This is a genomic window from Mesorhizobium amorphae (genome assembly GCF_014843845.1).
In the GTDB taxonomy this organism is placed as follows: Bacteria; Pseudomonadota; Alphaproteobacteria; order Rhizobiales; family Rhizobiaceae; genus Mesorhizobium; species Mesorhizobium amorphae_A.
This window is the reverse complement of sequence record NZ_JHQS01000016.1, coordinates 1-20,056: the sequence shown is the minus strand read 5'-3', so window position 1 is coordinate 20,056 and position 20,056 is coordinate 1. Positions and strand designations below refer to the sequence as shown.

The 20,056-nt window shown below is 60.2% G+C and carries 20 protein-coding genes; 10 read left to right on the top strand and 10 right to left on the bottom strand.

What is annotated here, in order from left to right; genetic code table 11:
- Nucleotides 1-63: 63 nt before the first annotated feature.
- The 9 genes from pcaF to DH08_RS09555 all read right to left on the bottom strand — a co-directional run bounded on the left by pcaF (nucleotide 64) and on the right by DH08_RS09555 (nucleotide 8,538).
- Entirely contained in the window at nucleotides 64-1,269 is a 1,206-nt protein-coding gene (gene pcaF / locus DH08_RS09595; RefSeq protein WP_192179085.1) for a 3-oxoadipyl-CoA thiolase, read from the bottom strand.
- A 97-nt stretch (nucleotides 1,270-1,366) separates the two neighbouring features.
- Entirely contained in the window at nucleotides 1,367-2,359 is a 993-nt protein-coding gene (locus DH08_RS09590) for an NADPH:quinone oxidoreductase family protein (protein WP_192179084.1), read from the bottom strand.
- 45 nt (nucleotides 2,360-2,404) lie between these two features.
- Complete coding sequence (locus DH08_RS09585) at nucleotides 2,405-2,698, bottom strand: DUF4286 family protein (RefSeq protein WP_192179083.1); 294 nt, start codon at nucleotides 2,696-2,698, stop codon at nucleotides 2,405-2,407.
- Nucleotides 2,699-2,723: 25 nt separating this feature from the next.
- The gene (locus DH08_RS09580) at nucleotides 2,724-4,193 is read right to left on the bottom strand and encodes an aldehyde dehydrogenase (RefSeq protein ID WP_210328604.1); all 1,470 of its coding nucleotides are present in this window, start codon (nucleotides 4,191-4,193) and stop codon (nucleotides 2,724-2,726) included.
- A gap of 86 nt (nucleotides 4,194-4,279) precedes the next feature.
- On the bottom strand, nucleotides 4,280-5,254 hold the full coding sequence (locus tag DH08_RS09575) for a 5-oxoprolinase subunit C family protein (protein WP_192179081.1): 975 nt from the start codon (nucleotides 5,252-5,254) through the stop codon (nucleotides 4,280-4,282).
- A complete protein-coding gene (locus tag DH08_RS09570) occupies nucleotides 5,244-6,116 on the bottom strand; it encodes a 5-oxoprolinase subunit B family protein (RefSeq protein ID WP_192179210.1) in 873 nt (290 codons plus the stop codon). The genes DH08_RS09575 and DH08_RS09570 overlap by 11 nt, the downstream gene beginning before the upstream one ends.
- A 10-nt stretch (nucleotides 6,117-6,126) precedes the next feature.
- The gene (locus DH08_RS09565; RefSeq protein WP_192179080.1) at nucleotides 6,127-7,500 is read right to left on the bottom strand and encodes an acetyl-CoA carboxylase biotin carboxylase subunit; all 1,374 of its coding nucleotides are present in this window, start codon (nucleotides 7,498-7,500) and stop codon (nucleotides 6,127-6,129) included.
- Between the two features lie 9 nt (nucleotides 7,501-7,509).
- Nucleotides 7,510-7,752 carry an acetyl-CoA carboxylase gene (locus tag DH08_RS09560; RefSeq protein ID WP_192179079.1) on the bottom strand — a complete coding sequence of 81 codons (243 nt, stop codon included), beginning with the start codon at nucleotides 7,750-7,752 and terminating at the stop codon, nucleotides 7,510-7,512.
- Nucleotides 7,753-7,767: 15 nt separating this feature from the next.
- Nucleotides 7,768-8,538, bottom strand: coding sequence for a 5-oxoprolinase subunit PxpA (locus tag DH08_RS09555; protein WP_192179078.1), 771 nt, complete (start codon nucleotides 8,536-8,538; stop codon nucleotides 7,768-7,770).
- A gap of 263 nt (nucleotides 8,539-8,801) precedes the next feature.
- Here DH08_RS09555 and DH08_RS09550 point away from each other — a divergent pair, with 263 nt between their 5' ends.
- The 7 genes from DH08_RS09550 to DH08_RS09520 all read left to right on the top strand — a co-directional run bounded on the left by DH08_RS09550 (nucleotide 8,802) and on the right by DH08_RS09520 (nucleotide 17,054).
- Nucleotides 8,802-9,704: a LysR family transcriptional regulator gene (locus DH08_RS09550; RefSeq protein WP_192179077.1), complete on the top strand. Its 903-nt coding sequence runs from the start codon at nucleotides 8,802-8,804 to the stop codon at nucleotides 9,702-9,704.
- Nucleotides 9,705-9,843: 139 nt separating this feature from the next.
- Nucleotides 9,844-10,407 (top strand): biotin transporter BioY, encoded by a 564-nt coding sequence (locus tag DH08_RS09545; RefSeq protein WP_192179076.1) that lies wholly within the window; start codon nucleotides 9,844-9,846, stop codon nucleotides 10,405-10,407.
- Nucleotides 10,408-10,479: 72 nt separating this feature from the next.
- Nucleotides 10,480-11,847 (top strand): aminotransferase, encoded by a 1,368-nt coding sequence (locus DH08_RS09540; protein WP_192179209.1) that lies wholly within the window; start codon nucleotides 10,480-10,482, stop codon nucleotides 11,845-11,847.
- Nucleotides 11,848-12,276: 429 nt separating this feature from the next.
- A complete protein-coding gene (locus DH08_RS09535) occupies nucleotides 12,277-13,395 on the top strand; it encodes an ABC transporter substrate-binding protein (RefSeq protein ID WP_246800761.1) in 1,119 nt (372 codons plus the stop codon).
- An 83-nt stretch (nucleotides 13,396-13,478) separates the two neighbouring features.
- On the top strand, nucleotides 13,479-15,035 hold the full coding sequence (locus tag DH08_RS09530) for a sugar ABC transporter ATP-binding protein (protein ID WP_192179074.1): 1,557 nt from the start codon (nucleotides 13,479-13,481) through the stop codon (nucleotides 15,033-15,035).
- Nucleotides 15,032-16,015, top strand: a complete 984-nt coding sequence (locus DH08_RS09525) for an ABC transporter permease (protein ID WP_192179073.1) — start codon at nucleotides 15,032-15,034, stop codon at nucleotides 16,013-16,015. The genes DH08_RS09530 and DH08_RS09525 overlap by 4 nt, the downstream gene beginning before the upstream one ends.
- 37 nt (nucleotides 16,016-16,052) lie before the next feature.
- Nucleotides 16,053-17,054: an ABC transporter permease gene (locus DH08_RS09520; protein WP_192179208.1), complete on the top strand. Its 1,002-nt coding sequence runs from the start codon at nucleotides 16,053-16,055 to the stop codon at nucleotides 17,052-17,054.
- A gap of 78 nt (nucleotides 17,055-17,132) precedes the next feature.
- Here the strand turns inward: DH08_RS09520 and DH08_RS09515 are convergent, their stop codons facing one another.
- Entirely contained in the window at nucleotides 17,133-17,879 is a 747-nt protein-coding gene (locus tag DH08_RS09515; RefSeq protein ID WP_192179072.1) for a 3-oxoacyl-ACP reductase family protein, read from the bottom strand.
- A 241-nt stretch (nucleotides 17,880-18,120) separates the two neighbouring features.
- Here DH08_RS09515 and DH08_RS09510 point away from each other — a divergent pair, with 241 nt between their 5' ends.
- The 3 genes from DH08_RS09510 to DH08_RS09500 form a co-directional block, all read left to right on the top strand.
- On the top strand, nucleotides 18,121-19,398 hold the full coding sequence (locus DH08_RS09510; RefSeq protein ID WP_192179071.1) for a Re/Si-specific NAD(P)(+) transhydrogenase subunit alpha: 1,278 nt from the start codon (nucleotides 18,121-18,123) through the stop codon (nucleotides 19,396-19,398).
- Nucleotides 19,398-19,817, top strand: coding sequence for an NAD(P) transhydrogenase subunit alpha part 2 (locus DH08_RS09505; protein ID WP_192179070.1), 420 nt, complete (start codon nucleotides 19,398-19,400; stop codon nucleotides 19,815-19,817). The genes DH08_RS09510 and DH08_RS09505 overlap by 1 nt, the downstream gene beginning before the upstream one ends.
- Before the next feature lies 1 nt (nucleotide 19,818).
- On the top strand, nucleotides 19,819-20,056 hold a 238-nt coding region (locus tag DH08_RS09500), incomplete at its 3' end, for an NAD(P)(+) transhydrogenase (Re/Si-specific) subunit beta (RefSeq protein WP_192179069.1).

The following is a 20,056-nucleotide window of genomic DNA, read 5'->3' as shown; positions in this document are numbered from 1 at the left end:
CAAGCCGTCGAGCTGTACTTCAAAGATAATTTTCAAATCTTAAGCACGCGTCATCCGGTAAACTCACACCCGTTCGAGGGCGAGGGCTATCCCTTGGCCGACGCCCATGCACATGGTGGCCAAAGCATAGCGGCCGCCGCGCTCGCGAAGCTCCAGTGCCGCCGTGCCTGATATGCGCGCGCCCGACATGCCGAGCGGATGGCCCAGCGCAATGGCACCGCCATTCGGGTTGACGTGCTCCGCCTCCTCGGCGATGCCGAGTTGGCGGAGCACGGCGATGCCTTGGGAGGCAAAGGCTTCATTGAGCTCGATGACGTCGAACTGGTCCGGCGCCAGGCCGAGCCTTGCGCAGAGTTTCTTGGTGGCCGGGGTAGGGCCGATGCCCATGATGCGCGGCGCCACACCAGCGGCTGCACTACCAAGGATACGGGCGATCGGCGTCAGGCCGTATTTTTTCGCAGCGGCTTCCGAAGCGATGATGAGGGCGGCCGCGCCGTCATTGACGCCTGAGGCATTGCCGGCGGTGACCGTGCCGCCCTGCCGGAACGGCGTCGGCAGCTTTGCCAGTGCCTCGACCGTGGTACCGGCGCGGGGATGTTCATCTTTCGAGACAACAACCGGATCGCCCTTGCGTTGCGGGATGGCCACCGGGGTGATCTCCTTCGCCAGCCGGCCATTGGCTTGCGCGGCGACAGCCTTGTCCTGGCTGCGTACGGCAAAAGCGTCCTGGTCGGCGCGCGACACCGAAAAATCCTCGGCGACGTTCTCGCCGGTCTCCGGCATGGAATCGACGCCGTACTGTTTCTTCATCAGCGGATTGACGAAGCGCCAGCCGATGGTGGTGTCGTAAATCTCGGCGTTGCGCGAAAAGGCGGTTTCGGCCTTGGGCATGACGAAGGGCGCGCGGCTCATCGATTCGACACCGCCGGCAAGCATCAACTCGGCCTCACCGGATTTGATGGCGCGCGCGGCGATGGTGACGGCATCCATGCCCGAGCCGCAGAGACGGTTGACGGTCGAGCCGGGAATGTCCTGGGGCAGGCCGGCGAGCAGCAGCGCCATGCGCGCGACATTGCGGTTGTCTTCGCCGGCCTGGTTGGCGCAGCCATAGACGACGTCGTCGATCGCCTGCCAGTCGACACCGGAATTGCGCTCGACCAGCGCCTTCAGCGGGATGGCGCCGAGATCATCCGCGCGCACCGCGGACAGCGCGCCGCCGAAGCGGCCGATCGGCGTGCGGATGTAGTCGCAGATGAAGGCGTCAGTCATCATGTTGTCTCCCAGCACGGAACCGACAACGCGAGCAATTTCGTAGCTGCGATTTGTATCGAGTTCTTTGAGCCGCCTACTTCCATGGCAATAGCGTCTAGCCAATTTTCAGGATTATCTTGCCCTGCGCTCTACCGTCGCGCAGGAGCGCCAGTCCATCTGCGAAAGCCTCCAGCGGCAGCAGGCGGCTAATGATGGGGTCGATCTTGCCGGCCATGAACAGCGAGAATATCTCTCGCTGTGCCTCGACGACGCGCGACGGGCGGCGATCGCGATAGTCGGACCATTGCAGCCCGCACACAGCGATATTCTTGACCAACAGGTAGTTCGCCTTGATTGTCGGGATGGTGCCGCTGGCAAAGCCGATAATCACCATGCGCCCGCACCAGGCGAGAGCGCGCAATGAAGCCGCATTGGCTTCGCCGCCGACTGGGTCGATCACTATATCCACCCCTTGTCCGCCGGTGATATCTCCGACCTGCTCCCGCAGCCTATCCCGGAGATCGGCCTGTCCGAGGTCAAGCACGTGATCGGCGCCCGCCTGACGCGCGATCGCCTCGTTACCTTCGCCGATGACGCCGGCGATCACGGTGCGCGCGCCTAGTGCCTTCGCGAGCTGTACGCTCGCAACACCTATGCCGCCCGAAGCGCCGAGTACCAGAACGCTATCGCCGGGCTTTAAACCAGCCCGGTCCATAAGCGCAAACCAGGCCGTCTGGTAGACCAGACCGAGCGCTGCCGCCTTGTCGAATGGCATCCCGTCCGGCATCGCAAAGCAGCTGTCGGCCCGGACGCGAAGCTTCTCGGCATAAGCCCCATATTCGGTCTGAGCCACGACGTGCTGACCAGGCGTGAGGCCTTTCACGCCAAGCCCGATTGCCGAGACAATACCCGAGGCGCATTTGCCTGGCGAAAACGGCAGCGCCGGCTTTATCTGGTACTTGCCCTCGATGACCAGGATATCGGGATAGTTGGCTTCGGCGGCCATCACGTCGACGATCACCTCACCCTCACCGGCTGTCGGCGCCGCAACCTCATTGACTTTTATTTGTTCGAAAGGCGCAAACTCGGAAACCCATACAGCCTTCATGGCAATTGTTCCTTTTGTCGGTGCTGATCCAGCTTCTGGTGTCGGCTAAGGCAGCCGGCGAAACATGGCGTGGCGACGCGTGGCAAGATGTGGCCTGATCGCCTCGGCCCAGCCGCAATCCACCGAGGCATTGCGCCACGCCTCGGTTTTGGGGACGTCCGCCCCATCCACTTCATAGACCGCCAGGTACTCAGGCATGGCGTCGCCATCGGTCCATTCGAGGCGATAGCGAGCGGCGCTGCGCACACCGGGAACCTTGAGCAGCGCAGGCACGTAACGGGAATCGTAGAACTCGTTGAACTCGACATCGAGCTCCACGGGTATGGAGAGCTGGGCCAAGTAAACATATCCCGCCACGTCCCAACTACCCAATCTTGAAGGGATCGCGAGGCTGGCCTGACAGCTCGACATAGATCGCTTTGGTTTCCATGAACTCCTTGATTGCATCAAGGCCATTCTCACGCCCGATTCCGCTTTCCCCGAAGCCGCCGAATGGCGCGGCAAAAGTCACGACGCGATAGGCGTTCACCCAGACTGTTCCGGCGCGGAGGCGAGCTGCCACGCGGTGCGCTCGGTGAACGTTTTGCGTCCACACCGCCGCGGCCAGTCCGAACCGGGTATCGTTCGCGATCTTGATAGCTTCATCTTCATCCTTGAACCGAATGACGCTCAGGATCGGTCCGAAAACCTCTTCCTGGGCGATGCGCATTTCGTTGCGGACTTCGGCGAAGATTGTCGGCCTGACGAAGTAAGCGCCGATATCGGTGACAGCGTCGCCGCCCTCGACCAGTTTTGCGCCTTCGCTCTTGGCCATTTCGATGCACGCTAGAACCTTGCGGTACTGAGGTTCGTTGGCCAGAGGACCCATCTGCGTTTCCGGATCCATCGGGTCGCCCAGTCGGATAGTTTTTGTCTGTTCGATCAGCTTCTCCAGAAATCGGTCGTAGATGCTGTCCTGAAGCAGCAGGCGCGAGCCGGCTGAACAAGATTGCCCACTCGCTCCGAAAATTCCGGCGATTGCGCCGTTGACTGCCACATCTAGATCGGCGTCCTCAAACACCACGTTCGGTGATTTGCCACCCAGTTCGAGCGAGACGCGCGTCAGGTTGGCCGCTGCGCTGGCGGCGATGCGTTTTCCTGTCTCGGTTCCCCCGGTAAAGGCGATCTTGTCGATTCCCGGGTGACTAACCAGTGCCGCGCCTACCGCCCCGCCGCCGGTGACGACGTTGAACACGCCTGCCGGGAAGCCTGCCTCATCGATGCGCTTGGCGAGTTCGAGGGTGGAAATGGGTGTGAACTCGGAAGGCTTCACCACGAAGGTGCAACCCGCGGCGAGGCCTGCCGCCAGTTTCATAATCAGCAGCATGCCTGGAGAGTTCCATGCCGTGATGGCGCCGACCACGCCAACCGGCTCATGCTTGGTGAAGATGTGGAAGTTGGTTCGATCCGAGGACAGGAAATCGCCGGCTGTTTTGTCGGCAAGTCCCGCGAAGTAATAAAAATATTCCGGTAGATAGCGCCACTGACCTATCATCTCGCGATAGAGTTTGCCGTTGTCAGCCGTCTCGATCCGCGCGAATTCCTCGGCGTCGCGCGCGACGATGTCGCCGAGCTTGCGAAGGAGATGGCCACGCTGTGTCGCGGTGAAAGTGCTCCAGGGGCCACTTTCGAAGGCTTCGCGGGCGGCACGAACCGCGGCATCGACGTGCGACGCGTCGCCGTCGGGAACCTTGGCCCATGTAACGCCCGTGTAGGGGTTGACGGACTCCATCATCGCGCCGTGCGCGACATCCTTGCCGCCGATGCGCATCGCGTAGTTTTTGGCTTCAACCATATGGTCCATAACTCCTCCTTCGGGAAGCGCGTCCTTCCCACTCCAAAAGTTCGGTCAAAAGTATGCGGCGAGGTCGCCGGCAGTCCTTAGACGCAGTGCGAACGCAAGCGCTCCAGCCGCTCCGCTTCGACACGCCTGGCGGCAAGCGCGGCATTCATGTCGACCGGAGTGAAATGGATCTTCTGGTTCGGCTGCATCTGACCCACAAAGTCCATGTCAGCCGAGATCACCGTGCCGAGTGTGAAATAGCCGCCGCCCGATATTGCATCGCGGTGCAGGACGATGGGTTCGGTGCCTGCCGGAACTTGAATTGAGCCATAGGGATACGGCGCATCGACGATATTCGATGGATCGGAGCCAGCGCCAAAGGGTGGCTTGCGCGGCACGAATTGAAGTGGACGACCGCCACGAAAACGGTAGCCGACGCGATCGGCTTCCGGCGCGACTTTCCATACATCTTCGTAGAAACCCCGTGCCGCTTCTTCGGTTATGCGATGGGCGTATAGTCCTGGCAGCACGCGCAGGACCGGCTCCCCCGGATCGGCGCGGCGAAGATCTTCGGGCACCGATGTTGATTTTGGGGTCCTGGCCATCGACTGGCCAAGTTGCAGGCGATCTTCAGTCGCGAGACCACGTCCCTGGAAGCCTCCAAGTCCGCCAAGCAGATAGGTCGCACGGCTTCCAAGGACGAGGGGAACGTCGATACCCCCGGAGATCGCGATATAAGCACGCGCGCCCTTCTTCAGAAAATCAAAGGACAATATCTGGCCTGGTTCGACGATGAAGGCCTCCCAGGTTTGGCGCAATTCGCCGTCGACCTTCGGCGGCAGTTCTGCTCCGGTAACCGCGACGAGGCGACGGTCCGTAAAGGATAGCTCCGGCCCGGCGAAAACGGCCTCGAGCGCAGCGTCCTCCTCATTGTTCCCGACAAGCAGATTTGCGGCCCGCAACGCATATCGGTCCATCGCGCCCGACATCGGAATTCCCAGATGATGGTAACCCGGACGCCCGAGATCCTGGACAGTTGTCCGCAAGCCCGGCTTGATCACCTCAATGACCATCGAGGGCCTCCAGAACCTGCCGATTGTAGAATGCGGGTGCTTGTTCGAATTCGTCGAGCGAAAAGGAAATGGCCCGCTGCTTGAGGAAGAAGTCTTCCTTCTTCACGTCTTCGACAAGGGAATCGTACTCGTCCCTGCCGATGCCCCGGAATTTCACAATGTCGCCCGGCCGAAACAGGATCATAAACTCGCGCAGATAGCTGGTTGTCTGGGTAGGATCGTAGATCGGTGTCGGCGTAATGCCGTACATCTGATAGCCGCCCGCCCCACGCACCGGATAGATTCCTGTAAAACAGCCGCCCTGTGCGACGCATTGCTTGGGAGTGTCGGTGCGGGGGCGAACATATTTCGGCACCTGGATCTGCTTCTCGTGTTCCACCATCTGGAAGGTGAAAGGGCTGCCGGCGCCAAAACCGACCATCGAGACCAGCCAGGGCGAACCCGAATGGGCGGCGATGAAATCGTTGACGCTGGCGTAGTTGTTGATCCTGGCGGCGTATTCGAGATCTGTCGCGTCCGGATCTTGATGCCGGTCGCGAAAGCGCATGAGCGTTTCACGGGTCCACGGATCGTCGTAGTAAACTGGTATTTCGATGATCCGCGTGGTCAAAGCCTGCTTCTGTCCCGAGGCGCTAGCCTCGATCTGCTTGACCTCTCTCATCAGGTCGTCTGGTTCGATCAGGTCCGGATCGAAACGCAACTGCAGGGAGGCATTGGCCGGACAGATCTCGGTTACGCCGGGGATCTTGCTGTCACGCACGGCATTGCAGATCGACAGCGCACCGAAGAATGCGCGAAGCGACATTGCTTCGTCCATTTCCACCGCGATATGTTCATCGCCGCCAAATGAATATCGGGCCATCGACTTATCCTCAGGAGGCCAAGGCCGGGACTTCGAGTGAGCGGCCTTCCAGCCACTGCTCCAGCCAGCGCGTGTGTGTGTTGAGCGAAGCGACGTCGGGGTCGCGGGCGAGATGCTCATGCAACAAGGCTGTCGTCGTGATGCCGGTGAGTTGGAAGCGCGCCAGCGCCTCACGCAACCGCTGCAGAGCCTCGCCGCGTGTCGCCCCCGAAACGATCAGCTTGCCAAGCAGGGAATCGTAGAAGGGCGGCACCGTGTAGCCGGCATAGACGCCTGTATCGAACCTGACATAGGGAGCATCTGGCAACGAGATGGAGCTGACTGTCCCGGGAGATGGGCGGAAATCAGCGGTTGGATCCTCGGCATTGATCCGACACTCGATCGCATGCCCCGAAAGCGTGACATCTTCTTGCCGGATCGAAAGCGGATCTCCACCCGCGATCTTGATCATCTCCTTCACGAGATCGATGCCAGTGACCATTTCCGAGACGGGATGCTCCACCTGGATGCGGGTATTCATCTCGATAAAGAAGAATTCTCCCGTCTTGTCGTCGTAGAGGTACTCGAGCGTGCCGGCGCCCCGATAATTCACATGCTTGGCCAGCCGCACCGCGGACGCACACAGCTCGGCGCGGACATTTGGAGCGAGGCAAGCCGCCGGAGCTTCCTCCCAGACCTTTTGCCGCCGCCTTTGAAGGGAGCACTCGCGCTCGAACACATGTATGGCGTCTGTCCCGTCCCCCAGGATTTGCACCTCGATATGTCTGGCCCGTTCGATAAAGCGTTCGAGATAGAGACCGCCATCGCCAAAGGCAGCGAGTGCTTCAGCGCTGGCGAGCGGCATCATCTGCTCCAGATCCTGGACGCTGTGAGCCACGCGGATACCGCGCCCGCCACCGCCGGCAGCAGCCTTGATCATCAGCGGCAACCCGAGTTCCTCGGCCAGGCGGCTTGCACCGGACGGCAAGGTGCGGCCTTCGCTGCCAGGCACAGTGCGAACGCCGGCCTGAGCGGCAACGCTTCGCGCCGCGGCCTTGTCTCCCATCGATCGAATAGTTTGGCCTTTGGGTCCGATAAAGATCAGGCCAGCGGCCTCGACCGCATCCGCGAAATCGGCATTCTCCGACAGAAAGCCATATCCGGGGTGGACGGCATCGGCGCCGACGACGCGCGCTGCCTCGATGATTGCATTGATATTCAGGTAGGACTTGGACGCCTGGGCAGGTCCAATCTCGATTTTTTCGTCGGCCATGCGAGCAGCCAGCATGTCGTGGTCGGCCCGGCTGACAATCTGAGCAGTTGCAATGCCGAGATCGCGTGCTGCGCGAATGATCCGCACCGCGATTTCACCTCTGTTGGCCACAAGTATCTTGGATATCGGCATGGACGGAAATCACACCCCCAGTTCGTACAGCGGCTGGCCCGCCATGACCGCATCTTCGTCATCGACAAGAAAGCGGACTAGTTGTCCGGCTTCTTCGGCCTGAATCTGGGTGAAGGTTTTCATCACCTCGATGATGCCGATAACGTCACCTTTGGCGACTGCGTCACCCTCATTCTTCAACGCTGGCTGATCGGGCGCCGCGCTGCGATAGAAGGTGCCCGGGATAGGCGCTAGGACAGTTTTGACGCCCATGACTTCGCTCCATTCTCAGTGTTGCGCGATGCTGCCCAATGTCAGTTCGCAATCTGCAATTGCCCGTCGCGCTGCATCGATGACCTCCAGCACATTGGGTCCGTCGCTGTGGAGGCAGACATTATTGACATCCATCGGCAGCACCTTGCCACTGCGGGTGGTCAAAGTCTTCTTTGTGATGATCTCCTTGACTCGCGCGTAGACGAGATCAGGCTCGACCGGCTTCTTGTGCCGTTGGACGATAACTGAGCCATCGTCGGTATATTCCAGATCCGGGTATGCTTCCGGACAGATGCGGATACCGCGCGCCATGGCGCGCGTTGCAAAGAGTTCGCGACCCACCGGACCGGCAAGGTAGATCGAGGTTCCGGGAGCAACCGCGGCAACGGCGTCAAGCGCCGCATCGGCCAGCACGGGATCACGCAGGACGTAAAACATCGCACCATGCGGCTTGACGTGGGTCAAGGACAGGCCGGCGGCAGTCATGAACCCTTGGAGCGCGCCAACTTGATAGACAATATACGCGTAAAGATCGTTTGGGGTGACATCAATGACTCGCCGACCGAACCCGAGAAGGTCCGGCAGCCCAGGATGAGCTCCGATTGATACGCTTGATTGCCGCGCCAGTTCGATGGTCGTACGCATTATCGAAGGGTCGCCGGCATGGTAACCGCAAGCGATATTGGCTGTGCTAATGAGTGGCATAACTGCGGCGTCGTCACAGGTGCGCCAGTTGCCGTAGCCTTCCCCCATGTCGAGGTTGATGTCAAAAATTCGACCGCTCATTCTCTTCCCTCTCAATTGCCCAACCGTGGTCAGATCGAAGCGAGATTTCCGCCGCCCTTCGGTGACGGCCCGAGCACGCGCTCGCGAAACCCGCCGCGACGTCCATCATGGCTGAAGCTCCCAGGACGGCATCGTCCCTTCGCCTTGCCTGCGCCAAGACAAGCTAGCCGACCAAGGCCAATTGCGATATTATTGAATACTGATGATGCTCTATCTGAATTTCAGATAGAAAAGATGGGAGGCAGCCGGTCTTGAGTTTTTCCTTGAAGCAGATCCGCTATTTCGTTGCGACCGCGGAAGCTGGACAGATTAGCCGGGCGGCGATGCAGCTTAATGTCTCCCAATCCGCGGTGACTACGGCCATCAAGCAATTGGAGGACCTGATCGGCATGGTCCTGCTTAACCGCAGCTCCGCCGGTGTCACACTTACCCAGGCTGGCGAGCAATTCCTGCGGCGCGCGCGCGACATAATGGCGACGGTTGAACAGGCGTTGCACCTGCAACGTGGAGCAGAGCACGATGTCACTGGAGAGGTGCGCGTAGGCGTCACGTCTATTGTCACGGGCTATTTCCTTGCGCCGCTCCTTGTCCGCTTCAACTATGTCTATCCCGACATTCGTCTCTCGCTTGAAGAGTCGTCTCGGCGCGTGGCGGAACAGGCAGTCGCCAAGGGTATCTCAGACCTGGCCATCACAATGATCCAGGAGGCTCCGGAGGACGGCGAGTTGAGTTATCGCCCTCTGCACCGGTCGTCCAGGCGGCTATGGCTGCCGGCCAATCATCCTCTGCTTGCCTACGATTCCGTCAGCCTTGAGATGATCGCGTCAGAACCATACATCGCCCTGACGATCGACGATGCCTGGGATAACGCACGGCGGTACTGGGACCGGCAGCCCGCCGCTCCAAACGTATTGTATCGGACCGAATCCGTCGAGGCGATACGCACAATGGTTGCCTCCGGTCTAGGCGTGTCCATCCTCTCGGATATCATCTACAGGCGATGGTCACTTGACGGCCAACGGATCGAGACTCGCGACCTGGAGGGTCATATCCCTACTGTCGACGTCTCTATAGTGACAGCTACACAACGAAGGCTTAGCCCAGCCGCCCGAACTTTCTCTACGTTTCTCAAACGCATATGCAGTGGCGAGCCGTTGACGCAGTGAAACCGTCAACGATCATCGCCTCCATCGAGAATTTCTCTATCTAAAAAATAGATAGAGCGATCTCATTATTTTGAATTTTACATTCTAGCGGAATTTCCGCACCATCAGGAGATTGGAAACCGAGGTAAGGGAGGAGAGGATGGACCGCAGGCACGAATTCCTCGTCGCAGTCCCAGCCACCTTGCCGATGATGCGATCACTCGTCATGGTCGCGGGCGGCGTTGCGGTGCTGACCTTGTCCGTAAAGCTTCAAGCGCCGTTCTGGCCAGTCCCCATGACGCTTCAGACGCTGGCGGTATTATGCCTCGGTGCGACATATGGAATGCGCCATGCCTCCGCTACGCTTCTTTCCTATCTCCTATGCGGTGCCGCTGGATTTCCCGTTTTCGCAACAGGTACCGGGCTCGCCTATCTTGCTGGGCCGACCGGCGGCTACCTCTTGGGCTTCCTTCTCGCGGCCACGCTCGTCGGGTGGCTATCCGATCGCGGTTACTGCGGTGGTGTTCTGCCAACCATCTCGGTGCTGTTACTCGGTGAGGTCGTAATTTACCTGCCGGGAGTGATGTGGCTCGGCTGGATGATCGGCGCAGAGAGGGCTGTCGCCGCCGGCCTTTTACCGTTCATGCCTGCGGAAATACTCAAACTCGCGATTGCCAGCGCAGTGATCCCGCTGGCACGCGCCGGCTTTACCGCCAGATCCTGAAGCGACCCGCCCAGCGAACCATCGAAGGCTGGCACTCACTCAACCGCGCCGGCACATAAGGGTAAGAAGATGTTGCAGAGTGCTCCGAATTCGGCCGAGGCGCGCGATATTCAATCGCTCATCCATCCGCAGACGAACCTGGTCGCCCATCTGGATCGGGGGCCAGAGATCATGGCGCGGGGAGAGGGCGTATATGTCTTCGACAAGAGTGGTCGCCGCTACCTCGAGTGTGCTGCGGGGCTCTGGTGCGCGACATTGGGTTTCTCCAGTGAGCGGCTTGCCAAGGTCGCCTACGAGCAGATGTGCACGCTTGGCTACTACCACAACTACTGGCACTTTGCGCATGAGAAGAGCATTGACCTGGCTGAGCAACTGCTCAAATTGGCCCCGGTGCCCATGTCACGCGTGCTGTTTCACAACAGCGGATCGGAAGCCAACGACACTGCGATCAAGCTGGCCTGGTACCACTGGAATGCCTGCGGCCAGCCAGGCCGGCGCAAAATAATCGGCCGGGATCTGGGCTACCATGGCACCACGATCGCCACGATCAGCGCGTCTGGGAAACCCGACATGCAGCGCCCCTTCAATCTTCCGCTGGACGGGTTCCTGCAGACGCTGCCGGCCCACTACTACAAATTCCACGAGAGTGGAGAGACCGAGGAGCAATATTCGACCCGGTTGGCCGAGGCGCTGGAGCTGATGATCCTCACCGAGCGTCCGGAAACCATTGCCGCCTTCATAGCCGAACCGCTCGTCGGCGCAGGCGGCGCCCTTCCGCCGCCCAGGACCTACTTCGACAAGATCCAGGCCGTCTTGGCAAAATACGATATCCTGTTCATCGCGGACGAGGTGATCTGCGGGTTTGGCCGGACGGGCAATATGTGGGGTAGCACCACATATGATCTTCGACCCGACATCATCACCTCTGCCAAGGCGCTCTCGGCCGGAATGCAGCCCATCTCCGCCCTGTTGATCGGCTCCCGCGTCTATGAATCTATGCTCGCGCAAAGCAGCACGCATGGAAATTTTGCGCATGGGTCAACCTACTCGGGTCATCCGGTAGCGGCAGCTGTAGCGCTGGAAGTTCTCAAGATCTACGACGAGCTCAATATTCTGGATCATGTACGCACTGTTGGTGGCTACATGCTGGATCGGCTCGACGAACTCAGGTCGCATCCCCTCGTCGGCGACGTAAGCGGCATCGGTCTCGTCGCCGGCATTGATCTGGTTGAAGACAAGGCTTCCAGGCGCTTTTTTGAACCTGCCGGCCGCATAGGGTCGATGGTCATGCAGGCGGCCCGTGAACGGGGATTGCTTGTACGTGTGATAGGCGACCGGATTACGCTCTCGCCGCCCCTCGTCATCACTCAAACGGAAATCGACATCATGATTCGGGAAATCCGACTCACGCTCGATGATGTCCAGAACGCTCTCAAGTGAAAGGAGGCCAAAGTATCAAATAGAGTTGCCGGCGGCCCGTTCTAAGAGGCCGGAACAATAGGGAACAAGAAATTATGTCGATCGCATGTAGACAAGGAATGGAAGCTGCATAGCCTTTAACTTTGCGGTGAGGGTCCCGCTGACGGGATACTATTGAAAACCATCCCAACTTGCGAGCGAAGCGATAGGCGGGTTTTTGGAGGACGACCGCGACCATCGTGCTCCCATTCAGCAACTGAAGTCGGCCGTCTGCGCTGAGTGCGACCTGGGGGTCGCAAGCTCATGCTCAGGCGTAGCCGCGCCAACATTCATGGAATTGAATTCGCGATCGGGCGTCATGCGCCGCGCGAAATCCTGAACTGATCTAGACATCTGAGGAGAACGAAAATGAAAGCTAAGTTGTCGTCAACGCTTATCACCGCAGGGTTGATGTTGTCATCGCAAGCCGGTATCGCGGCAGGGCTCGATGAGATACCGCCCAGCGAAAAGGCCGCATACGAACGTATTGATCCGCAGGTGCCACTGGGCATAAGTCCGCTTCGCGACTTCAAGCCGAAGAAAGGCCCGCCCTGGAAGATCGGCTACGCCAGCAATTATGCGGGCAATGGCTGGCGTGCCGCGATCATGGACGAGTTCATGAACAAGCTTCTGCCTCGATACAAGGAAGCTGGATTGGTTTCCGACTTTGTCGTCACCCAGTCGGAGTTGAAGGACACGGTTCAGATCCAGCAGATGCGGCAGATGGTTGATGATGGCGTCGATGCAATCATCATCTGCTGCTCCAATGTGACAGCAATCAACCAGACAATCGAATACGCTTATAACAAAGGCGTGCCGGTCTTCTCCTTCTCGGGCTACGTGACATCGCCATACGCCATTAACGTCACCGAGAATGCAGCCGCAGGCGGCTATATCGCCGGCAAGTGGCTCGCCGAGGAGATTGGCGGCAAAGGCAATGTACTGCTCGTATCGGGCATCCCCGGCTTCGCCACGTCGGACAGCTTCGACATCGGTGCGAAGGATGCATTGACGGCATTTCCTGACGTCAAAATCGTGGGCAATGTCGCGGGCAATTGGACAGACCAGGTAGCGCAGGTCGAAGTCCAGAAGTTCCTGGCAACCAACCCACAGCAGATCGACGGCATGCTGGTTCAGTCGTCGTCGGAAAATGGCGTCGTTAACGCCGTTCTGCAATCGGGCCGTCCGTTGATGCCTATCGTGCTCGGCGGCGAGGCCTCGGCGGCCTGTTTCTGGCGCAAGAATCCCGAATTCGTAAGCAAGAGCTTCCATTTCTGGCCACCGCGCGCCGACGCACGAATGGTTTGGGATGTCGTGATGCGCACGCTCCAAGGACAAGGCCCCAAGGTGCAATCGATCTTGCGTCCTGCGCTGCCCTATACAATCGATGATGTGAAGGCCGCTCTTCCCGAGGACTGCGACCTGAACTCTACCGATTGGCTGGAGCCCACAGGCGACAACTGGGCGCCATCCAAGGTGTTGGACGGCTTCTTCGATAAACCTAGCGATCCGCTTACCTGGAAGCCTTGATCGTACAGGGCACATCAACGTGGGCCGGACACGCCTTGACAGCGGGTCCGGCCTGACCACTTCGTCAAAGTCCGAGGTCGACAATGAATGACAGAACGTTGGCCGTAGATCTCTCCGGCGTTAGCAAATCCTTTGGCGAGACGCGAGCTCTGGTAAACTGCCAGTTCTCGGCGCGGGCCGGAGAAGTGCATGCGATCGTCGGCGAAAACGGCAGCGGCAAGAGCACTCTAGCGAAAATCATTTCCGGCGTCCTAAGGGAAGACTCCGGCGAAGTGCATGTGCTTGGTGCCACGCCGCGAAATCCCGTTGAGGCCCAGGCGCTAGGTGTTGCGACCATATTCCAGGAAGTACTTGTGGCGGATGAAGCCAGCGTGATCGACAACCTCTATGTCGGACTTGACGGGTTATTGCGCCGAAAATTTTCGGCTCGCCAACGAGAGCAAGAAGCGCGGTCTCTTCTGAAACGCTTCACTGGTCTCGACATCGATCCCTCCATGCCTGTCGGCACGCTGCCACTCAGCATCAAACAGTGGATCGTGATCTGCCGGGCCATTTTGCGACAGCCGAAGCTTCTTATTTTGGACGAGTCCTCGGCAGCACTTGATCTGGACGCGACCATGCGGTTGCACGGGGAGATCAGCAGGCTGCGCGACGCTGGTACATGCGTGTTGATCGTCACACACCGCATCTCTGAACTTGTCAGGATCGCAGATCGGGCAACCGTGCTTCGTGATGGCAGCACAATGGGCGTGCTCGACAAAGTCGACATCAACGAAAAGAACTTGCTTGAACTGATGACACCTCGGGATCGCCATGTATCGGAGGCAGACAATCGCGGCAGCAGCAAGAAGGCGGCATTGCCGCCGCTCATGAGCATCTCCGATCTTCGCTCCGTCCAAGGGGCTGAGCCTATCAATTTCAAGCTTGAGCCGGGCACGATCGTCGGCGTCACGGGGCTGGACGGACAAGGCCATGAACGCTTCATCGCTACGGCGGTCGGCATTGCATCGGCTCATCAGGGCGCACCACTGGTGCATCTGCCCGACGGCTCCATCGCCGCTATCAAAAAACTCTCCGACGCAGAGGCGTTGGGCGTGGCCTATGTCTCAGGCGATCGTAAGCGCGAGGGAATTTTCCCGGATCTGAGCGTTTTCGAAAACCTCGCGCTGGGACTTTACCGTGACAATTTAGGGCCAATGGGATTCATCCAAAGGGCGGCGCCGGTGTCAGCTTTCGCACGAGAAGTGCAGCGCTTCTCGATCAAGGTGGGCAATGCGTCGAACAAGATCACATCGCTCAGCGGTGGCAATCAGCAGAAGGTTCTTGTCGCCCGGGCCTTCGCCAAGAAGCCAAGATTGATCGTCCTAAATGATCCCGCACGTGGCGTGGATCTCGGCACAAAACGCGACTTCTATCGCGAACTTCGCGCCTTTGCTGACGATGGAGGGGCCGTCATCTATCTGTCCAGCGAGATCGAGGAATTCATCGGATTCGCCGACCGCGTGGACGTGTTCGTCGACGGCGGCATTTTCCGCTCCCTCACTGGCGACGAGATCGCCGAGGAACCGATACTAGCTGCAATGTTCGGCCAGGCACTGGAAGCCGCCATGACCTTCGATATGCAAAGGGCAGCGTCATGATCGATACCAAACCTTTTAGGTCGCTGATGCGACGAAACGAACATCTTTTCGTTCCGATTGCGCTCTTCATCGTCCTGCTCGTCGCCGCCGCGCTGCGCAGCCCTGGCCTCTTCACGAGTTCCGGCGTTGCCGGTGCTATTCTGGTGGCGGCTCCGCTGATCCTGGCTACGATGGCGCTTACTCCTATCGTCATGGCCGGCCGCGGTTCGGTGGACCTTGCCGTGGGGCCGCTGCTCGGCTTCATCAATGTGACCCTCGTTCAATGGCTCGTAGGCAGTGGCTGGACCAGCCCGGTAACCATTTTTGCCTGGGCCCTATTCGTGGGGGCAGCCTACCAGGTGCTGCAGGCGTTGGTCATCATCTACGTACGCGTCGCTCCGGTTATCGTGACGCTCAGCAGCTATTTATTCCTAACCGGCGTCAACCTGATGATCATGCCGCGGGCGGGTGGCGTCGTGCCGGAATGGATGACGAAATGGGGCGCTGGTACCAGCATCATCTCACCGGTCCTGTTCGTGCTGATCGCAGGGCTCGCCATTTGGTTCGTCTTCACCCGGACCGCATTCCATATCCATCTCAGGATGACCGGCGCAGACGAGAGGATGGCCTACACAAGCGGCGTGCGCACAAACTGGGTTCGCATCGGCGCACATCTGCTGGGCGGCATGCTGGTCGGTCTGGCAGCTATCTGCCACACGGCGCTGATCTCATCCGGCGATCCAGTGCAAGCAGGCACCTATACCCTCCAGGCGATCACCGCTCTCGTGCTGGGCGGCGCAAGTCTCAGCGGCGGCCGTGGTGGCGCCATCGGCTCAGTGCTGGGCGCGCTCAATATGTTCCTGATTTCGCATCTGCTGGCTACGTTCAATTTCGGGATGTTCTCTGGCTTCGCAACCCAGATTTCGTTCGGACTGATCCTCATCATATCGCTGTTGATCAACGTCCTTCTGACTGCCCCCAAAATACAGGCGATGAGATAATCCCATGACGTCGACGCCAAATACCACATTCCCCCGCATGAAAGCGCCTGCTCGTGGCAGGATGCTTCAATGGATCCGTTGCAACCGGCCCAGCGTTATCGGTGTCGGTCTCCTTGTGGCCCTTGTCGTGATGGGATCGCTCCTCGTTCCGGGTTTCATTTCGGTGCAGAATGCGCGCTCGATCCTGTTGCTTGCGGCCTTTCTCGGACTTGCCTCGCTTGGACAAACGATGGTTGCCCTGCTTGGCGGGCTCGACCTGTCGATCCCCTATGTGATTGGCGCGGCCAACATCTTGCTTCCCTCACTGATCAATACCGGCATGCCAGCGGGTTTGGCGATGGCGATCCTGGTTCTTGCTGGATTGGTCGTAGGAGCGCTAAACGGGGCACTGAGCTATAAGCTTCAGGGCCAGGCGCTCATCATGTCGCTCGGCTTCGGCTTTGCAGTGGTGGGCGCCGCGCAAATCTATACGACGCTGGGTTCTGCGGTGGGCGGAAACGTGTTTGCGCCCATACCCGCCTGGCTGACCAACATCGCAGCATTCAATGGTCGCTTCTTCGGCCTGCCGATTCCGCCAGTAATCGTGATCTGGATCGCCGTAACCGTTGTGACCCTGTTCATCGTTAGGAATACGTGGTTCGGCCACAGCCTCTATGCACTCGGCGGAAGCCGGGTCGCGGCCTCTCGCCTGCTCATCTCGGAGTTTCGGACCTGGCTGGCTGTGCACGCCATCAGCGGTGGCATGTCGGCCTTCACTGGTGTGCTGCTACTAGGCTTTTCAGGTGGCGGTTACGTCGCGGTCGGCGATCCTTACCTGTTCACGACGGTTGCGGCAGTTGTAATCGGTGGAACGTCATTGTTGGGCGGCGGCGGGGGCTATGGCTCGACGGTCATCGGTGCACTGGTTCTGACGGTGCTCACATCGCTGCTGGTGGGGATGGGAATGTCCTTCGCCGCACAGCAGGCGGTAGTGGGGCTGTTGATCATTCCGATGGTCGCGCTCTATGCGCGCACGCCCCATATCCGCTCCCAGATCTGACTAGCGCCCCAACCGGCGCCGCAACTGGCGATCGGGCTCGAGGCGTATTGTTGCCTCGAGCCGAACAGGCCGCAATGGTCAAGCGTTGGAGCCACGGTCGATCGTGAATTCTGATCCGGTGACACTGTCACCATCTGGGCCGGCCAACCATGAAACAACGCCGGCAATATCGCCTGGACTGCAGAATCGTCCCGGCAGCGCCATGCGGGCACGCTGGTTTTCAGCATAATCACCGTCCGCGGGATTCATTTCCGTATCGGTAGACCCCGGCTGCACCACATTTACAGTGATACCTTTTGGACCCAGTTCGCGGGCCAACGCCTTCGACATCCCGACGAGCGCCGCCTTGCTCATGGAATAGAGGGAAAGCCCCGGACGCGGCGCACGGGCCGCAAGATTGCTGCCGATAGAGATTATACGTCCGCCTTCACCGAGGTGACTTGCTGCTGCCTTGGCTGCAAGAAAGGGCGCGCGAACATTGATGGTGATGGTTTTCTCGAAGTCCTCAAGCGTAAGCTTCTCGAGCGGCGCCGTGTGCAAGATACCTGCGTTGTTGACGAGAATGTCGAGCCGGCCGAGTTTCGTGAGCGTCTCGTCGACGGCGAAGTCCATCGCATTGGCGTCGAGATTGTCAGCGCGGATCGCCAGGCCGCGACGTCCAAGTGCTTCGATCTGGCGCACGACTTCGGTCGCCTGAGCCTCCGACGTCGCATAGGTAATTGCAACGTCAGCACCGTCGGCTGCTAGCCGGCATGCGATCGCCGCACCAATCCCACGGCTGCCACCAGTCACCAGCGCAACCTTTCCCTTGAGTCCAAGGCTCATCGATATTCCTCCGTGTTCAGAATTGTCGAAGACAGGGCTGCAAGGTGCGTGCCAAGCGAAGGGTACGCGTAGCAGGCAAGGCTTTGCCTGCTACAACGACAGTCTGTCCGCGTTCACACACACGCAGTGTATCCGATCGCTCGGATAAGCGCGACGCAGCGCAGTTGGTGGTATTGGCACAGAGCTTGCGTATGGCCTCATTGAGCAAGCAAGTACAGGTTCCAGCCGAAAGGATCATGCGGTGGGACAGACGGTTTTCATCCCTCGTGAACTCGATGCGAACGAGCCGCGCGTCGCGGCCTCGCCCGACACGGTGAAACGGCTGGCGGCGCTGGGGTTCGACGTGGTCGTCGAGACGGGCGCCGGCACGGCCTCGCGCATCCCCGACGAAGAGTTCGCCAAAGCGGGCGCCGTGATCGGCAAGGCTGGCGATGCCGCCAAGGCCGATGTGGTGCTGAAAGTGCGCCGGCCAACGGATGCGGAGCTGAATGGCTACAAGTCCGGCGCCGCCGTCATCGCCATCATGGACCCCTATGGCAACGATGCCGCCGTCGCCGCACTTGCCAAGGCAGGCGTCACCGCCTTCTCGATGGAATTCATGCCGCGCATCACCCGCGCGCAGCCGATGGACGTCTTGTCCTCGCAGGCCAATCTCGCCGGCTACCAGGCAGTGGTCGACGCGGCCGCCGAATATGACCGGGCGCTGCCGATGATGATGACGGCGGCTGGCACCGTGCCGGCGGCCAAGGCCTTCATCATGGGCGTCGGCGTCGCCGGCCTGCAGGCGATCGCCACGGCGCGCCGGCTTGGCGCTGTCGTCACCGCCACCGACGTGCGTCCGGCGGTGAAGGAACAGGTGCAGTCACTCGGCGCCAAATTCCTGGCGGTCGAGGACGAGGAGTTCAAGGCGGCCGAGACCGCCGGCGGCTACGCCAAGGAAATGTCGAAGGAATATCAGGCCAAGCAAGCGGCGCTGACCGCCGAGCACATCGCCAAACAGGACATCGTCATCACCACGGCGCTGATCCCCGGCCGTCCGGCGCCGAAGCTGGTCTCGGCGGCGATGGTCGCGTCGATGAAGCCGGGTTCGGTAATCGTCGACCTCGCGGTCGAACGCGGCGGCAATGTCGAGGGCGCCGTGCCTGGCAAGGTCGTGACGACCGCCAACGGCGTCAAGATCGTCGGCCATCTCAACGTGCCTGGCCGCGTCGCCGCCTCGGCCTCGCTGCTCTATGCCAGGAACCTCTTTGCCTTCCTGGAGACGCTGGTCGACAAGACGACGAAGACGCTCGCCATCAAGCGCGACGACGAACTGGTCAAGGCAACCATGCTGACCGACGCCGGCAAGGTGGTGCATCCGGCCTTCGCCAAGGCGGCGGCAGAGCCGCCAAAGGGCCAACATCTCGAACCGGCGGCGATCCCGGCGAAGACCATGGTCGCCGATGCCGCGCCGAAGAAGGCTGCGGCAAAGAAAACCGCCACGGGCAAGTCCGCTGCCAAGCCGAAGGGGATCGCGTGATGGAAGCCTTGCAGAAAGCCCTCGACCAGCTCGACCAGGCGACCGCCGCCGTGCGGCTCGCCGTACAGGATCTGGCCACGGCGCCCGCAACCGAGGCGGCGGGTGACGCCGCGCACGCACTGTCGGGCGGCGCCATCGATCCGTTCGTCTTCCGCTTCGCCATTTTCGTGCTGGCGATCTTCGTCGGCTATTATGTCGTGTGGTCGGTCACGCCGGCGCTGCACACGCCGTTGATGGCCGTCACCAACGCCATCTCCTCGGTCATCGTAGTCGGCGCGCTGCTGGCCGTCGGCATCTCGGCGTCCGGCATCGCCACCGGCTTCGGCTTCGTTGCGCTGATGCTGGTGTCGGTCAACATCTTCGGCGGCTTCCTCGTCACTCAGCGCATGCTGGCCATGTACAAGAAGAAGGACAAGTGACGTGAACGCCAACTTCGCTTCCTTCCTCTATCTGGTCTCCGGCATCCTGTTCATCCTGGCGCTGCGCGGCCTGTCGCATCCGACCACCAGCCGCCAGGGCAATCTCTACGGCATGATCGGCATGGGCATCGCCATTGCCACGACGCTGGCGCTGGCGCTCCCTTCGGCCGGTGGCTTCGGCCTGATCGTGCTCGGGCTGCTGATCGGCGGTTCCGTCGGCGCCGTCACGGCGCGGCGCA

Coding starts and splice junctions, on each gene's coding strand:
- DH08_RS09520 (WP_192179208.1), top strand. CDS start 16,053: ATGAAAGCGCCTGCTCGTGGCAGGATGCTTCAATGGATCCGTTGCAAC.
- DH08_RS09590 (WP_192179084.1), bottom strand. CDS start 2,359: ATGAAGGCTGTATGGGTTTCCGAGTTTGCGCCTTTCGAACAAATAAAA.
- DH08_RS09575 (WP_192179081.1), bottom strand. CDS start 5,254: ATGGTCATTGAGGTGATCAAGCCGGGCTTGCGGACAACTGTCCAGGAT.
- DH08_RS09555 (WP_192179078.1), bottom strand. CDS start 8,538: ATGAGCGGTCGAATTTTTGACATCAACCTCGACATGGGGGAAGGCTAC.
- DH08_RS09560 (WP_192179079.1), bottom strand. CDS start 7,752: ATGGGCGTCAAAACTGTCCTAGCGCCTATCCCGGGCACCTTCTATCGC.
- DH08_RS09545 (WP_192179076.1), top strand. CDS start 9,844: ATGGACCGCAGGCACGAATTCCTCGTCGCAGTCCCAGCCACCTTGCCG.
- DH08_RS09580 (WP_210328604.1), bottom strand. CDS start 4,193: ATGGTTGAAGCCAAAAACTACGCGATGCGCATCGGCGGCAAGGATGTC.
- DH08_RS09525 (WP_192179073.1), top strand. CDS start 15,032: ATGATCGATACCAAACCTTTTAGGTCGCTGATGCGACGAAACGAACAT.
- DH08_RS09570 (WP_192179210.1), bottom strand. CDS start 6,116: ATGGCCCGATATTCATTTGGCGGCGATGAACATATCGCGGTGGAAATG.
- DH08_RS09535 (WP_246800761.1), top strand. CDS start 12,277: ATGTTGTCATCGCAAGCCGGTATCGCGGCAGGGCTCGATGAGATACCG.
- pcaF (WP_192179085.1), bottom strand. CDS start 1,269: ATGACTGACGCCTTCATCTGCGACTACATCCGCACGCCGATCGGCCGC.
- DH08_RS09515 (WP_192179072.1), bottom strand. CDS start 17,879: ATGAGCCTTGGACTCAAGGGAAAGGTTGCGCTGGTGACTGGTGGCAGC.
- DH08_RS09530 (WP_192179074.1), top strand. CDS start 13,479: ATGAATGACAGAACGTTGGCCGTAGATCTCTCCGGCGTTAGCAAATCC.
- DH08_RS09565 (WP_192179080.1), bottom strand. CDS start 7,500: ATGCCGATATCCAAGATACTTGTGGCCAACAGAGGTGAAATCGCGGTG.
- DH08_RS09505 (WP_192179070.1), top strand. CDS start 19,398: ATGGAAGCCTTGCAGAAAGCCCTCGACCAGCTCGACCAGGCGACCGCC.